16 protein-coding genes are annotated in these 14852 nt (G+C 43.9%); 10 read left to right on the top strand and 6 right to left on the bottom strand.

Annotated elements, in window-relative coordinates; genetic code table 11:
* Positions 1-53: 53 nt before the first annotated feature.
* From BN3282_RS01720 to BN3282_RS01700, 5 genes are all read right to left on the bottom strand, one after another.
* A complete protein-coding gene (locus BN3282_RS01720) occupies positions 54-1037 on the bottom strand; it encodes an ABC transporter permease (protein ID WP_059066426.1) in 984 nt (327 codons plus the stop codon).
* Positions 1037-2539 carry a sugar ABC transporter ATP-binding protein gene (locus BN3282_RS01715; protein ID WP_059066425.1) on the bottom strand — a complete coding sequence of 501 codons (1503 nt, stop codon included), beginning with the start codon at positions 2537-2539 and terminating at the stop codon, positions 1037-1039. Before BN3282_RS01715 ends, BN3282_RS01720 begins: the two co-directional genes overlap by 1 nt.
* A gap of 46 nt (positions 2540-2585) precedes the next feature.
* Positions 2586-3551, bottom strand: coding sequence for an ABC transporter permease (locus tag BN3282_RS01710; protein WP_059066424.1), 966 nt, complete (start codon positions 3549-3551; stop codon positions 2586-2588).
* 90 nt (positions 3552-3641) lie between these two features.
* Positions 3642-4658 carry a sugar ABC transporter substrate-binding protein gene (locus BN3282_RS01705; protein WP_059066423.1) on the bottom strand — a complete coding sequence of 339 codons (1017 nt, stop codon included), beginning with the start codon at positions 4656-4658 and terminating at the stop codon, positions 3642-3644.
* Between the two features lie 89 nt (positions 4659-4747).
* Positions 4748-5677 (bottom strand): 1-phosphofructokinase family hexose kinase, encoded by a 930-nt coding sequence (locus BN3282_RS01700; protein WP_059066422.1) that lies wholly within the window; start codon positions 5675-5677, stop codon positions 4748-4750.
* Positions 5678-5949: 272 nt separating this feature from the next.
* Between BN3282_RS01700 and alsK the strand changes: the two genes are divergently transcribed.
* The 10 genes from alsK (at position 5950) to BN3282_RS01650 (ending at position 13790) form a co-directional block, all read left to right on the top strand.
* Positions 5950-6897, top strand: a complete 948-nt coding sequence (gene alsK / locus BN3282_RS01695; RefSeq protein WP_059066421.1) for an allose kinase — start codon at positions 5950-5952, stop codon at positions 6895-6897.
* Positions 6894-7553, top strand: coding sequence for a ribulose-phosphate 3-epimerase (gene rpe / locus BN3282_RS01690; RefSeq protein ID WP_059066420.1), 660 nt, complete (start codon positions 6894-6896; stop codon positions 7551-7553). Before alsK ends, rpe begins: the two co-directional genes overlap by 4 nt.
* Before the next feature lie 247 nt (positions 7554-7800).
* The gene (locus BN3282_RS01685) at positions 7801-8613 is read left to right on the top strand and encodes a glucose-6-phosphate isomerase family protein (RefSeq protein WP_059066419.1); all 813 of its coding nucleotides are present in this window, start codon (positions 7801-7803) and stop codon (positions 8611-8613) included.
* 13 nt (positions 8614-8626) lie between these two features.
* Positions 8627-9454 carry a PHP domain-containing protein gene (locus BN3282_RS01680; protein ID WP_059066418.1) on the top strand — a complete coding sequence of 276 codons (828 nt, stop codon included), beginning with the start codon at positions 8627-8629 and terminating at the stop codon, positions 9452-9454.
* A 32-nt stretch (positions 9455-9486) separates the two neighbouring features.
* The gene (locus BN3282_RS01675; protein WP_059066417.1) at positions 9487-10092 is read left to right on the top strand and encodes a class II aldolase/adducin family protein; all 606 of its coding nucleotides are present in this window, start codon (positions 9487-9489) and stop codon (positions 10090-10092) included.
* A gap of 23 nt (positions 10093-10115) precedes the next feature.
* Positions 10116-10559, top strand: a complete 444-nt coding sequence (gene rpiB / locus BN3282_RS01670) for a ribose 5-phosphate isomerase B (protein ID WP_059066854.1) — start codon at positions 10116-10118, stop codon at positions 10557-10559.
* A gap of 30 nt (positions 10560-10589) precedes the next feature.
* Entirely contained in the window at positions 10590-11153 is a 564-nt protein-coding gene (locus tag BN3282_RS01665; protein WP_059066416.1) for an RpiB/LacA/LacB family sugar-phosphate isomerase, read from the top strand.
* Positions 11154-11265: 112 nt separating this feature from the next.
* The gene (locus BN3282_RS01660) at positions 11266-12006 is read left to right on the top strand and encodes a class II aldolase/adducin family protein (protein ID WP_162858203.1); all 741 of its coding nucleotides are present in this window, start codon (positions 11266-11268) and stop codon (positions 12004-12006) included.
* A 17-nt stretch (positions 12007-12023) separates the two neighbouring features.
* Positions 12024-13532: a rhamnulokinase gene (locus BN3282_RS01655; RefSeq protein ID WP_059066414.1), complete on the top strand. Its 1509-nt coding sequence runs from the start codon at positions 12024-12026 to the stop codon at positions 13530-13532.
* A gap of 39 nt (positions 13533-13571) precedes the next feature.
* On the top strand, positions 13572-13790 hold the full coding sequence (locus BN3282_RS01650; RefSeq protein WP_059066413.1) for a hypothetical protein: 219 nt from the start codon (positions 13572-13574) through the stop codon (positions 13788-13790).
* Positions 13791-13813: 23 nt separating this feature from the next.
* Here the strand turns inward: BN3282_RS01650 and BN3282_RS01645 are convergent, their stop codons facing one another.
* A complete protein-coding gene (locus BN3282_RS01645; protein WP_059066412.1) occupies positions 13814-14818 on the bottom strand; it encodes a DnaJ C-terminal domain-containing protein in 1005 nt (334 codons plus the stop codon).
* Positions 14819-14852: the final 34 nt, after the last annotated feature.

Genomic DNA, 14852 nt, shown 5'->3' with positions numbered 1-14852 from the left:
AGCTTAAAATTGATACTTAACATTATACAGCATAAAAAGGATTTGCGGCATAATTATCTTATCTCACCACTAAATTTAATGCTATCCACCATAACTGCGATAAAAATAATGATTCCTCTGAAAATCGTATAGGAATATGCAGACGCGCCCATCATAGTGAGTCCGTTGATGATCGCCTGGATCATTACAATACCGATGATCGCTCCGGGAAGTACCCTTCCTTTTCCTCCGAAGAGGCTGGCTCCGCCGATGACAGATGATGAGATAACAACAAATTCATCTCCTTGGGCAAAGTTTGGATTGATCACACTTAAGTTGCAGGCGCTCAGCATTCCTGCGATACCTGCAAGGGCTCCGCAGATCGCATAGGCAAGAAAGACTGTTCTTGGACCATTGATTCCCATTTTGTTCGCCCCAACCAGGTTATTCCCACAGGCAAACAACTGTCGTCCAAACTGTGTAGAAGTCAACACAAAATGTGCGATCAAGACGATTGCTAGGAAAATAAATACGAACACAGATATTCCAAATAATTTTGCGTTTGCCAGTGTCATGACCGAACTATCCAAAAATACCATTTGCTGATTGGTAAAGAACAGCCCCAACCCTTTTGCCACCGAATACGTAGCCAATGTTACGATAAAGGGAACAATCTTTACTTTTGCCACAAAGAAGCCATTGATACATCCTATCAGCAGGCCGCTTAAACCGGCAGCCAGAAAAGATACGATCAGCGGCATTCCCAAACTATTCAAAACCGTTGCCCCGACTACTGCGGAAAAGTACATGTTCATAGATACGGATATATCGATCCCCGCTACGATCAGAACAAAAAACATACCCACAACAGCAATGCCCAAAACTGAAGATGACTTCAAGATCAAAAGGAAATTGCTCACGGAGAAGAAATTTGGCCGCTGTACCGCAAAAAATATGATCAGCACGATGAAAATAAAGTACAACCCGTATGTACAGAACAGATCGACAAATCTCTTACCTGCCCCGACTGTAGACGGCTGCTTTTTCGCTTTCTCCATTATTTGACACCTCCCACTGCAAATTTCATGATCTCTTCCGGAACATATTCATCCTTCGTAAGCTCACCTGTGATCCTGTTGTTGCTCATAACCAGGATTCTGTCACATACGCCCATCAGTTCCTCGATTTCTGAAGAAACCATCAATACACAAGAATTCTTTTTTGCCAATTCCTGTATGATCGTATAGATCTCATATTTAGCTCCGACATCCACACCTCTGGTAGGTTCGTCCAAAAGAAAGATCTGCGGCTCCCGCAAAACCCATTTTGCAAATACGATCTTCTGCTGATTTCCTCCGGAAAGTGTTCCCGCCGTCTGTTTTCCTGGGTCAAAGGTTTTTACGTTCAGACTGTTTACCATCTTATCCGTGCTTTCCTTTTCTTTTGCCGCACTCATAAACAATGCATTCTTTTTATGTTCTCTCAAGCTGGAAAGTACAATATTTTCTTTCAACGTCTTCGGGATCAAAAGTCCTTCTTCACGCCTGTTTTCTGTAATAAACGCCATACCGTTCTTAATACAGTTCTGCGGATTGATCGGCGCGATCTTTTTCCCTTTATAGTACAGTTCGCCGCTATCCATCTCATCCAACCCGAACAGACACCTAAGCAGTTCCGTACGCCCGGCTCCCATCAGTCCGAACATACCCACGATCTCGCCTTCCCTGATATGGAGATTGAGATTGTCAAATCTTCCATTCTGACAAATATTCTTCGCCTCAAATGCAATATCTTTGATTTCTTTTTCGCAAACAGGATAAATATTCGTAAGTTCACGGCCTACCATCTCTTTGATGACCGTATTCGGATCTGCCTCTTTCGTCTTCCTCTGGGAGATAATTTCTCCGTCACGCAAGACTGCGATCTCATCCGTATATGCAAACACATCTTCCAAGATATGAGAAATAAAAATAATAGATTTTCCCTGTTCCTGCATTTTGTGCATGATTTCAAACAATTTTTCTTTTTCCTTATTTGACAGAGACGTCGTCGGCTCGTCAAATATGATGATCCTGGAATCTTTCATGATCGACTTGGTGATCTCCACCATCTGTCTTTGCCCCATAGAAAGATTTCCTATGATATCGTCCGGTGAGATTCCTGTTCCGCCAAGCTCCTCCATCTTTTCCCGGACAATTTTCTTCATTTCTTTTTTATTGATACTTCCAATCTTGCTTTTCTTCATCTCTGTGATAAAGAGATTTTCCATAACCGTCAAATTTGTAAATAAATTCAGTTCCTGCTGAACAAACGCGATTCCTGCGTCACTGGACACTTTGGGATTGAGTGGTTCAAATTTCTTACCATCCAGCAGTATGTCACCGCCGTCTCTTTGGTAGATTCCTCCGAGCACATTCATAAGCGTAGATTTTCCGGCGCCATTTTCTCCTACGAGTCCTAATATCTCGCCTTTCTTTAAAGAAAAGGTAATATCCTTCAACACCTTGACGGTCGCAAATGATTTTGTAATCCCTTTTAATTCCAAAATATTTTCACTCATCTTATTCACTTCCAATCTGTAGTCTTAATCCTATTACGGACACACTTTACTGCGCCAGGCTCTTTCTCGTCTTAACCAAATCAAGACTTGCAGCAACAAGAATGATCAGACCTTTAATCAAAGTAATCATATAATACGGTACATTCAGGATATTCAGCACACTGCCTATCATTGTGATAAGAAACGCGCCCATTACCGTATTGATAACTTTACCTCTTCCTCCAAGCGGGCTTGTGCCGCCTACGATAATGCTGCCCATGATGTCATTAAACATCGTACTTCCATAGTTAACTGAACCGCTCTGCATATAAGCCAATTCAATCACGCCTGCGATCCCTGCACATAATCCGCTGATAACATAAATCTTAAAGATCGTCTTTTTTGTAGAAATACCGGATATCAAAGACGCCTTGGGATTCGTTCCCACCGCGTACAGCTGTCTTCCAAGCAATGTCTTCGTCAGAAGAATATGTATACATACTGCTACCAACACTGCTATGATCAAAATATACGGTACAACAAAAAAACTGCCGTTTCCAAAATTGCCAAATGCCGCCGGCATTCCCGTCACACTGGAGCCGCCTGTATATACGACCGCAAGCCCGTTTACAAGCATCTGCGTTGCCATTGTTACGATAAAAGACGGCATTTTAAAAGTAACGACCGAAAAACCGTTGATAATACCAAAGCCTACTCCTAACAAGAGCATGACCACGATCCCCAGAAAAATTGCCAGACCGCTTCCGCCCAGAGCGCCGCCTGTACTGATGATAGAACCGCCCACAACCGTAGTCAGGGCAAGCAGTGCCGCGCTGGTAAAATCCACACCTCCGTTTAGTACGGTAAGATGTACGCCGCATGCCAAAACCATCAGGACACAAGTCTGGCTCAACAGACTTTTAATCGCAGAAAACTGTGCAAAGCCGGGTACGAAGATCAGAGAAATGATAAAAAAGATTCCCACAAACCAGAAAATCGCATCAATAGATTTTAAACTCTTCTTTATACTCACGTTGAAACCCACCTTAATCTTTTTATAGAGTGTGCCTCAAAAGGAAACCTTTTGAGGCACTTCCACTTTTGCTATTTAGACAGCAGAGGATCAATATCCTTTGAAATCTGCATAATCTGTATCACAATTCTCAGTACTTACTTCAAATCCTGGATCTGTATAATCAGAAGCTTCTTTTCCGTCGATCGCATCGAGCGCAGCCTGTACACAGAGCTTGCCCTGTTCTGTAGCGTCCTGTACAGAAACAACATCTACATATCCTTCACGGATCGCGTTTACTGCATCTGCAGCGCCGTCAAATGTAACAAGTGTGATATGTCCGTCTTCTCCCACTTTTGCATATTTGCCAAGCTGCTGTAAACCGGACTGAATAGATGGAAGAAGCGCATCTGATGGGCTGAAGATAAAGTTGATGTCATCATCTGATGCAAATGCATTCTGTACACCTGTCAGAGCCAGGTCACCTTTCCACTCTGTCGGAACTGTAGCAACCAGTTCGAACATATCCGGATATTCTGCGATAGCTTCTTCAAAACCTTCCTGTCTTGCGATCGCATTGACATCCGTCAGGCTTCCTACCAGTTCGAGGCATTTATATTTCGTTCCTTCCGGAGCGTTCTCTGCCACATACTGGATCTCACGTTTTACCATCTCTTTATTATCGGAAGAAATCGTAGCGAATACTTCTGCGCCTTCTCCAGCCGCGCGGTTCGCCATGATAACCGGGATTCCGGCTTCATTACATTTCTGGATAGCTGATACGACTGCGTCTCCGTCTGCCGGTGCGATAATGATCGCGTCAACACCCTGAGAGATAAAGTCTTCGATCTGCTGATTTTGTTTCTGTACGTCGTTCTCTGCGATAGACTCCGCATACTTCACACCAGCCTCATCACATGCTTTATGCATGGAATCCTGATACTCTGCCCACATCTGTGACTCGATCGCACACATGGATATACCGATCGTCTTTCCTTCATCACTGCCGCCTTCTTTAGAAGCATTGTCTCCTCCGGATGAACTGTTGCCGCCGCATCCTGCCATGCCAAGCACCATTGCGCTGACAGCCAGAACGCTTAAGGTTCTGCGTACTACTTTGTTTTTCATAATACTTCTCTCCTTTTCTTATAATTTTTTATGCATTAAATGTCTCGCCGACATATAATGTTCTCTCTGATCGTCGCTTTATCATGCATCTACAGTTTTTCGATCTTCACCCTTTTTCTAAGCTCACGGGCTCTTTCTCTGTCAAATCCAACCGTGCTGTTTGACTCTGCCGTCGCAGAGGATACAGAAGCTGCGATTTTCAAAATCTCTGTAAACTCCAATCCTTTCTCAAAACCATAGGCCATCCCGCTTAGGAATGCATCTCCGCATCCGATCGTATTCATCACATTCACTTTCAGCGGATGTACTCTGTATATCTCATCCTGATACCATATGTAAGAACCGTTTCCTCCACAAGATACTGCGATACACGAAATCCCCGTATGTGAAAGCTTTTGAAGTCCTTCCAGGATCATCGCTTCTCCCTTTATCTCTTTTCCTAAAATCTGAGACAATTCATCCTCGTTCGGCTTAATCAGAAAAGGTTTCCACTTCAACGAACCTGTCAGATTTTCAGAACTGGCATCTAAAAAGATTTTTACTTTCTTGTCAGCCACCGCTTCTATTATATTTGCATAGATCAAAGGAATTTCTGTATTGGACGCATCTCCCGATAAAATGAGAATATCGCCCTCCGATACTTCATCGTATATTTTCCTTATTAATTCTTGGCATTGTTCTTTTGAAACAATTTTTCCCTTTTCACTGATAAGTGTGCATGTCTTGTCTTCTTCGATCAGTGCGTAATTCATTCTCGACTCGCCCTCATCATAATGCAGGAACTTCATTTCAATATCCTCTTTTTCCAAGAGACTTTCGATCCTGCGTCCCGTTTCTCCAAAGTCGATGCCAAATGCTTTGTTCACACACTCTAAAATACTTAAATTTACAGATACATGTGTCCCCTTCCCTCCGAGAACTTCCTTGGTCTCTTTGATTCGGTTCGTATTATCTCTGTTGAACCGTGTAAGGTAGATTACCTTATCAATTGCCGGATTAACGGTTACGGTGCATATCATTATGACAACTCCTTCTCAAAATCACACACGTTTTTGTTGTTTTATTTTTGTTTTGTGCTGTTTATTTTTGTTTATGGCTTAATAATAAATCTTATTATGCATTTTTTCAAGTATTTTTTGCTTATGTCTTTTGTTTTTGTGAATTTTTCACATTTCCCTTCTACGTTTTTTGTTATAATTTCCGTTTTTGACTGTTTATTGCCCGTTTTTATTGTTTATCCTTCCGTAAGGTGTTATAATGTGCACGAATGAAAGAAGGAAGGAGGAAATTTATGAACATATCGGCTGAAACAAAAGACTATGTGATCGGTATTGATATAGGAGGAACGAATTTTAGGATCGGCGGAATCTTACAAGATGGTACTCTCATAGCAGAGCCCTTAAAATACAGCAGCCGCAGCATGTTTGAAACCGGCTCACCGATAGAGATCTTAGGACAGATCATCTCAGATTTTACTGTTTCTTACCCTTCTTATCATATGAAGGGAATCTGTATCGGTTTCCCCGGAACAGTAGACCACGCAAAGGAAAAGGTCATATCCTGTCCGAACCTGCTTTCCTTTACAGATCTGAATATAGCAGCGCCCCTTAAGGAAGTTTTCCACGTACCTGTCGTAGCAGAACATGATGTGCTGCTTTTGCTTTCTTATGATATGCGGCAAAAGCACTTAGAAAATGCCGACTGTATCGTCTCCTTCTATGTAGGGACCGGATTAGGAAATGGGATTTTTATACACGGACGTTTCTTAGACGGAAAGAATGGCGTGGCAGGAGAACTCGGACACATTCCCGTCTATGGAAAGGCCGCATCCTGTCCTTGTGGAAATAAAGGCTGTATCGAACTTTTCTGTGCCGGCCGCGCATTAGAACGGCTACATGATACATACATGCCTGCTATTCCATTTGCAGACATCTTTACCTATTATAAGCAAACGCCTGCACTCCATGAATATCTGGATTTCATGGCCATAGCCTTGTCTACAGAAATCAATATTTTAGATCCCGTACACATCATACTCTCCGGCGGCGTTGTCCATATGAAGGATTTCCCCTACCAGGAGCTGTGCCAGAAAATCTACACTTACACCAGAAAACCCTATCCGGCGGATTCGCTGGATTTCATAAAAGGGTCCAATCATCCCTTCGCCGGAATATTGGGCGCAGGGATTTATATGTGGAATAAATTAAATCATAAACATTTTAAGGAGGACAAACAATGAACAAAGTATCACCTTCCGTTATGTGTATCAACACAATGGAACTGAAAGAAAAAATCGAAAGTCTGGATAAGGCCGGGGTCGACCTCTATCATATTGATATCATGGACGGTCACTTCGTTCCCAATTTCTGTTTAAACGGATATCTTATGAAAGATATCAAAGCAATATCATCCACACCGCTGGATGTACATCTAATGGTCACCAATCCAACAGAATATATTGATTACTTCGCAGAATGCGGAGCCGAATATATCACGATGCACATTGAAACACTCACGCATCCTATCCGCGCCCTCAAACAGATACGTTCTCTCGGAAAAAAAGCAGGTCTTGCCATTAATCCGGCTACAGATATTTCTCAGCTTACCTATATGCTAGATTTCATCGATCTGATCTGTGTCATGACAGTAGATCCGGGATTTGCAGGACAGACACTGATCCCTGCTACGATCGATAAGATACGCAAGATACGCGCCATGTTCAAAGACGCAGGAAAAGACGTAGAGATCATGGTAGACGGACAGGTCAAAGAAACAACTGCTCCGAAACTGGTCGAGGCCGGCGCTGACATCCTCGTACTGGGAACTTCCGGATTATTCAATGCTTATACACCGGAAGAATATCCAAAGGCCGTAAAATTCTATCAAGAGCTTTAAAGCCATGCATAGTACGCATTTATCATAGTATCAACAAAATACACCCATTCGGGCATCCCGCAATTCATGCCTTACAGGCGGGCGGGCTTCGCCCGACAAAGTATACCCATTCGGGCATCTCGCAATTCATGCCTTACAGGCGGGCGGGCTTCGCCCGACAAAGTATACCCATTCGGGCATCCCGCAATTCATGCCTTACAGGCGGGCAGGCTTCGCCCGACAAAGTATCAAAAATTAGGAGGAAAAAATGAAAGATTTAACTTTATTCGGCATGCCGATCGCATTAGATGAAGAAACAGGAAAACTTGTAAGCAGTTCTTCTGATATACGCTGGGAAGACTACTCCCGCAAATATTCCGACAAAATGGAAGGTCTGCTGGCTGATCCGGACTACAAAAAGACAGATGATCCATACTACGATTTTTACAAAGCGATCGTAAGCGATAAGACACGCACAGCCTTTTCTGATGTAGCTCTACGCTATGATTCTACCGTTATCCTGCCGGGATATGCCGGAAAAGAATGTAAAAAGACCGCTGGTCACTTTCACCTTCCAATCCCCGGTGAAACATTCAGCTTCCCAGAACTATATCAGGTGATCAGTGGAACTGCGCTCTTTGTTATGCAGCGTGTCGATGATTACAAAAAAGAAGGCCCTATAACCGTAAACGATCTTCTTCTCGCCGAAGTACACGCCGGAGAGACCGTTGTCATCCCACCGGATTACGGACACTGTACAGTAAATATCGGTGAAGGAACCCTGGTATTTATCAACCTCGTCTCCGTCAACAGTATGAACTACTACGACAGTGTAAAACAAAGCCACGGAATGAGCGCTTATGTATACCACACAGAGACAGGGTATCAGATCGAGAAAAATCCAAATTACACATTTGCATGCGAACCTAAGATCGTTGTACCGACAGACAGTCCAAAACTGGGAATTTACAAAGACGTTCCGGTATATACAGAATTCTTGAAAAATCCCGATCTGTATCAATACCTAAATGCGCCAAAAGAACTGGAGAATGAATTCTTCGCTATGTTAAAAGAAAAATAAGGATGTGTTTCTTATGAAAGGTGATCTTCACTGTCACAGCATATTTTCAGATGGTTCCGCCACTCCGGAGCAGATCGGGAAATATGCACTGCGCCAGGGACTTGACTTGATCGCTCTGACAGATCATGATACCATGAACGGCATTTCCCGCCTTTGCACTTATGCAGATGGAACTTCTCTTACAGTCGTTCCCGGCGTGGAATGTACAACAAAAGATCCTTTTACCGGGCGTCCGGTTCATGTTCTATGCTACGCTCCAAAAAAACCGCTTATTTTGGAGCCAGTTCTAGATGAAACCTCAAGACGGCGCCGGGAAGCCAAACTTGCAATGGCCGAAAAAATCCAAAAACTTTATCCTGCCGTGCAGACAGAGGATGTGCTTGATCTTTCCAGGCACAGCGCATCTATTTTCGAGTCCCATATTATGATGGCGTTGGCAAACGCAGGGATCACCAACCACCCTTTCGGTCCTCTGCTCGGTGAATTGATAGGAAAGCAGGGCTCCTGTTATGTTCCGATCCACTACCCGGATACTCTGGAAGTGATCGACGTGATGCACCAGGCAGAAGGAATCGTTGTGATCGCACATCCCGGACAATTCGATTCTGTGGACCTTATACGCCGTCTTGCTCGCGAGAAAGTAATCCATGGGATCGAATGTATGCACTATAAGAACTCGGAAGATGTAACAAAGACCTGTCTGGAGATTGCCGCTTCTTATGACTTGCTGGCAACCGGAGGAAGCGATTTTCACGGAATGTATACGAAATCTCCTCATCCGGTCGGTTTTCGCACTACAGACAACAGAAACACACAGCGCTTTTTGGAATATATACAATAACTTATGTTTCACACTCAGAAAGGATGATATTTATGGCTGGAATTTCTTATTTAAAAGACCGTGAGGATATGTGCAAAGTCGCACATTATATGTGGGACCGGCGCCTCACCAATGCCGCGGGAGGAAATTTTGCCGTGCGGGTAGATGATGACCGTATCCTTATCTCTCCCTCCCTGATGTCAGAAAGGCATTTCTGCGAACTGCAGCCGGAAGATTTTCTTCTGATCAACTCCAATATGGATATTCTGGAAGGAACCGGAAAGCTTTCCCGGGAAGGATATATGCACGTCCTTCTCCTTACAAAATTCAACAATATCAAGGCTACTATCCACGCACATCCGCAGTACTGCATGGTATATGTGGCACAATCCAAGCCGATACCAAACATTACGGAAGCCACAATGAAACGAGGCCCCGTAGAGTGTATCCCTTACACAAAAGCATACACGAAAAACCTGCATGAAGAAATCTACAAGTATTGGGACAACAGAAGAGAACTTGCCGAAACCTATCCGATCGGCTGTATCATGCCTTTACATGGCGTAGTCGTATCTGGAAGCGATCTTCATATGGCTTATAGTATGCTGGAACGTATTGAGCAGGATGCTATGTGCGGTATATTCAAAAACAATATATGATCATAACAGTGGAGGAACAGATTATGAAAATCGCAATTGGAAACGACCACGTTGCCCTTGAAATGAAATTGAAGATTAAAGAATATCTGCAGGAGCAGGGTATCGCTGTCACAGATGTAGGCACACATTCACCGGAACGCTGCGACTATCCTGTTTACGGTGAAAAAGTGGCCAATCTGGTAGCCACCGGCGAAGTGGACTGCGGCATCCTTATTTGCGGAACAGGCGTCGGCATATCCTTGAGCGCCAACAAAGTAAATGGTATACGGGCATGTGTATGCAGTGAACCTTATTCTGCCAGACTTTCAAAACAGCATAACAACACGAATATCTTGGCATTTGGCGCAAGAGTCGTAGGGATCGAACTGGCTAAAATGATCGTAGACGAATGGTTAAACGCCAAATACGAAGGCGGACGCCACCAGAATCGCCTGGATATGATCACAGCAATTGAAAAAAGAAACTAATAAAAATAAAAACTATAAGGAGGTATCTTTATGAAAACAGTAAAAGACAAACAAATTTTAGTAGGCGCGGATATCGCAGGAGTTCCTTTGAAAAATGCAGTTGTAGAACATTTAAAGGCAAAGGGCTGGACCGTTACAGACATCGGGGTAAAGACAGAAGACGAAGAAAATCCAGAGATGTTCCATCGCATCGGTCTGAAAGTCGGCGCTAAAATCGCAGAAAGGGAATTTGAAAGAGCCCTGATCTTCTGCGGTACTGGCATGGGCATCCATATTGCAGCCAGCAAATGTCCGCACGTACACGCAGCTGTTGTAGAAAGTGTTCCTTCTGCACTGCGCTGTATCACCGGCAACGACTGTAACGTAATGGCAATGGGCGCACATTATGTAGCTCCGCAGACCGGAATCGCAATGGCCGACGCATTTTTAGAGCACAATTTGGGCGATGGTTATGAAGACTGGAAAAACTTCTATGAATTCCACAAACTCGCTTATGATGAACTGGAAGCTTTTGATTACGAAGAATTTAAGAAAAATGGTTTTGAAGTAAAAACATTAGGAGAAGTCGAATTAGGACCAGAACCTCTGAAATAAAAAAGTTTGTGCCGGAATGCCGCCTCATCCGCGTCCCCCTCACTTCCAGAAGAAGTGAATGCGTTCCGGCACAAACTTTTTTATTATATTTCGATTAAGAAAGGAATCTACTATGAACCATTTGCAAATAAAATACGAAAAAGAAATCACTGAACTGATAGACGCAAGCCATAGACTTGCGGAATTAGGATACGTTACTTCTGCAGGAGGGAATCTCTCCCTGCGCACAGAAGATGATCTTATCCTGATCACACCTACAAAGACACCAAAACGCCTTGTCCGTTTTGAAGACATCTGTATCGTCAATCGGAATGGAGAGACGGTTTTCGCGCCAGAGGGAAAAAAACCTACCGGCGAAACCCCTTTTCACGTGCGTATCATGGCTAAACGTCCTGACATCCGTTCTGTTGTTCACGCACACCCTCCTGTTCTCACAGGATTTGCGATCGCCAAGTCTTCACTGCTCGCCCAACCTGTACTCCCGGAACCGGTACTTGAGGTAGGTCCTCTTCTGATGGTTCCCTACGAAACACCGGTTTCAGAAGCCCTCTCCCTGCAATTCGACCAGGTGATCGAAGATTCAAACGGTTTCCTTATGGAAAACCACGGTGCTTTGATGTGCAGTCCTAACGGCGCGGCAGACGGTGTAGAGATGATGCAGATGATGGAATGTATGGCGCAATCTGTCGTAATCGCAGAGCTTTTGGGCAATTTCAAACCAATACCTGAAAAAGCAGTGGCACAATTGGATACTGTCATACAAAAACGCGCGCTTCCTGTCCCGGGAAAAGCAGAAAAGTTCCACTCTGTTTCAGAACTCTATAAATCCATATCAAAAACACCACAGAAATAAAAAAGAGGAAACTATCCATGAAGAAAAAAAGTGTAATTTCCGTAGATCTGGGCGCATCCAGCGGACGCGTCATTCTGCTAACACTTCTAGATGATACGCTTCATCTAGAAGAGGTCCATCGTTTTTCTAATGAAGGGATCCACATACAAGACCGTATTTATACTGATCTCTTTTATTTATTCCAAGAAATTTTAACCGGACTGCAAAAAGTTTTTCGCATAACAGATTCTGCTGAAGCTTTTGGGATCGACACATGGGGTGTGGACTTTGCGCTTCTGGACGGAGAAGATGAATGCATCGCTCCTCCCTATCAATATAGAGACGCACAGGCGAAAGGAATGATACAAAAGGCTGTGCTTCTCTTTAAAAAAGGAGGACTTTTCTCCTTAACAGGAGTACAAGATATGTGGTATAACACGGTGTACCAGATCCTGGGCATACAACGTCGTAATCCGAGGATTTTCGAAAATGCGCATGTATTCCTTATGCTCGCCGATGTGCTGGGATATTTTTTTACAGGACAAAAAAGTCTGGAATATACGAGCCTTTCCACCACACAATTATATGATCTTGCACACCAACAGTTATGCCCGGAAATATTGATGAAACTACATCTGTCCCCTTCACTCTTTCCCGAAATTGTGATGACAGGTACACATAAAGGGGATGTACTGCCGCAGATCAAACGCCAGATTGGTATCCCCTCCGGCAAAAAACTTTCCTTGATCGCCACAGCACAGCACGATTCAGCTTCTGCCGCTCACGCAGTGCCCGCAGAAGATCCTCACTATATTTTTATCAATTCAGGCACCTGGTCCATTATCGGTATGGTGACAGATCAACCCGTCATTACAGACACCGTCTATCAAAACGGCTTTTCCAACGAAGGCGCCGCTTTTGGAAAAGTCAAACTTGTAAAAACAATCATGGGAATGTGGCTGATTCAGGAGCTACGCCGTTATTGGAAAAGAAACGGTCTGCCCGACGATTATGCTACGCTTCTCAAAGCTGCAGACGAAGCTTCCGCATTTGCCTGCCTGATAGATCCGGATGATAGTCTTTTTGCTTCCCCCGAAAATATGGAGGCAGCGATAAACCAATACTGTATAAAAACTAAGCAGCCTCCTCTCACACGCCCCGGAGAATTTTATCGTGCAGTGATGGAATCTTTGGCTTTTAAATACAGAGAAAGTATAGAAAAACTGGAGCAGATCACCGGGCATAAAACAGATACTGTACATCTTTTAGGAGGCGCTTCACAAGACAAAGCATTCTGTCAGTATATCGCTAATGCTACCGGCAAAACCGTTGCCGCCGGTCCCATAGAAGCAACTGCCATCGGAAACGCCCTCATTCAGTTCCGCTCCTTAGGATATATCGAAAATGAAAAAGAAGCTGCCCGGCTTCTTAAGAATTCTTTTTCTATCACAGAATACCATCCGCAGGAACGCCCCTTATGGGAAGAACAATATAAAAGGTATCAAAAAGTCACTGCACTTTGCCATGTCGGGAAAACTATGCTATAATAACGCCACAAATATTTTTCCCTCAAAGGAGACTTTTTAATGAACCAATCCACTTCTTCTGTTACTAATACTACACTTCGCTTAAAAACACGGGAAATCGAGCAGATCTTGTCCCTCTGCAAGGAGGGCAAAAGTATCATAGAAATTGCCTCTGCATTGAGTCTTGCACAGTCTTATGTACAGGATGTCCTGCTTTGTGCACAGACTCTTGCAGAAGAAGACGCCGTCGCCATCGCTATACTGATGGAAGACGCATAACCCCCTCTGCCAGGCAGATGTGCTTATGCCGCACTCGTCTTTTTGGTTTCCTGACTTCTATATGCAGCCTCAAATTCTTTTAGCTTTTGCCTGGCTTCTCTGTTAAGATCCACAGGGACCTGGATCTGTACCGTCACATACATATCTCCATACACCTGCGGTTGTTTCATAGAGACAATGCCCTTCCCACGCAACCGTATCTTCGTCCCCGACTGGATGCCTGCCTGTATTTTGCATCTCACCTTTCCATTCAAAGTTCTAACCTCTGCTTCTCCGCCAAACACAGCCGTTGTAAATGGTATAGAAACAGACGTATACACGTCCATTCCTTCTCTTCTGAATCCCGGTTTCCCGCCAACTTTCACTTTCATCAGAAGATCGCCCGGCTGCCCCGTGCCGACTCCTTTTCTCCCTTTACCCCGCAGACGAATGGTCTTACCTGTATCAATACCCGCCGGGATATGCACCTTAAGGGACTGTCTCTTCCCGTTCTCCTCCTGCAGATGTACCAGCTTATCACAGCCAAAAACCGCCTCCTCAAAGGTTACTTCCACTTCCGTCTGCACGTCACTTCCCCGCTTTGAAAAAGCCCTTCCCGAAAAGTCATAAAAGTCAGAACCTTGGGTGTTCGTTTTTCCAGCCCCAAACATATCGCCGAACAGGTCTCCAAACAGGTCTTCCATATCACCACTCTCGAAATGATATTCCTGATAGTTGCCCGACTGTCCACGGAAACCTCTTCCTCCGCCAAAATTTTCTCCTCCGTAAAAACCACCGTTCTCACTCGGGTTTCCACTCCCATCAAAGGCAGCATGTCCAAATCTATCATACAATGTTCTCTTTTCTTTATCACTGAGCACAGTATATGCCTCTGTGACTTCTTTAAACTTTTCTTCTGCCTGTACATTCCCCGTGTTTGTATCTGGATGATATTTCTTTGCCAGTTTTCGGTATGCCTTTTTAATCTCATTTTCATCTGCATTTCTAGCAATACCCAACACCGCATAATAATCTCTTTTTTCTGCCATTTCTGATCACCTCTCTATCTTTCCAACAATGTTC

Source organism: Mediterraneibacter massiliensis, assembly GCF_001487105.1.
Taxonomy (GTDB): Bacteria; Bacillota; Clostridia; order Lachnospirales; family Lachnospiraceae; genus Mediterraneibacter; species Mediterraneibacter massiliensis.
This window is presented reverse-complemented; position numbering and strand designations above follow the sequence as displayed.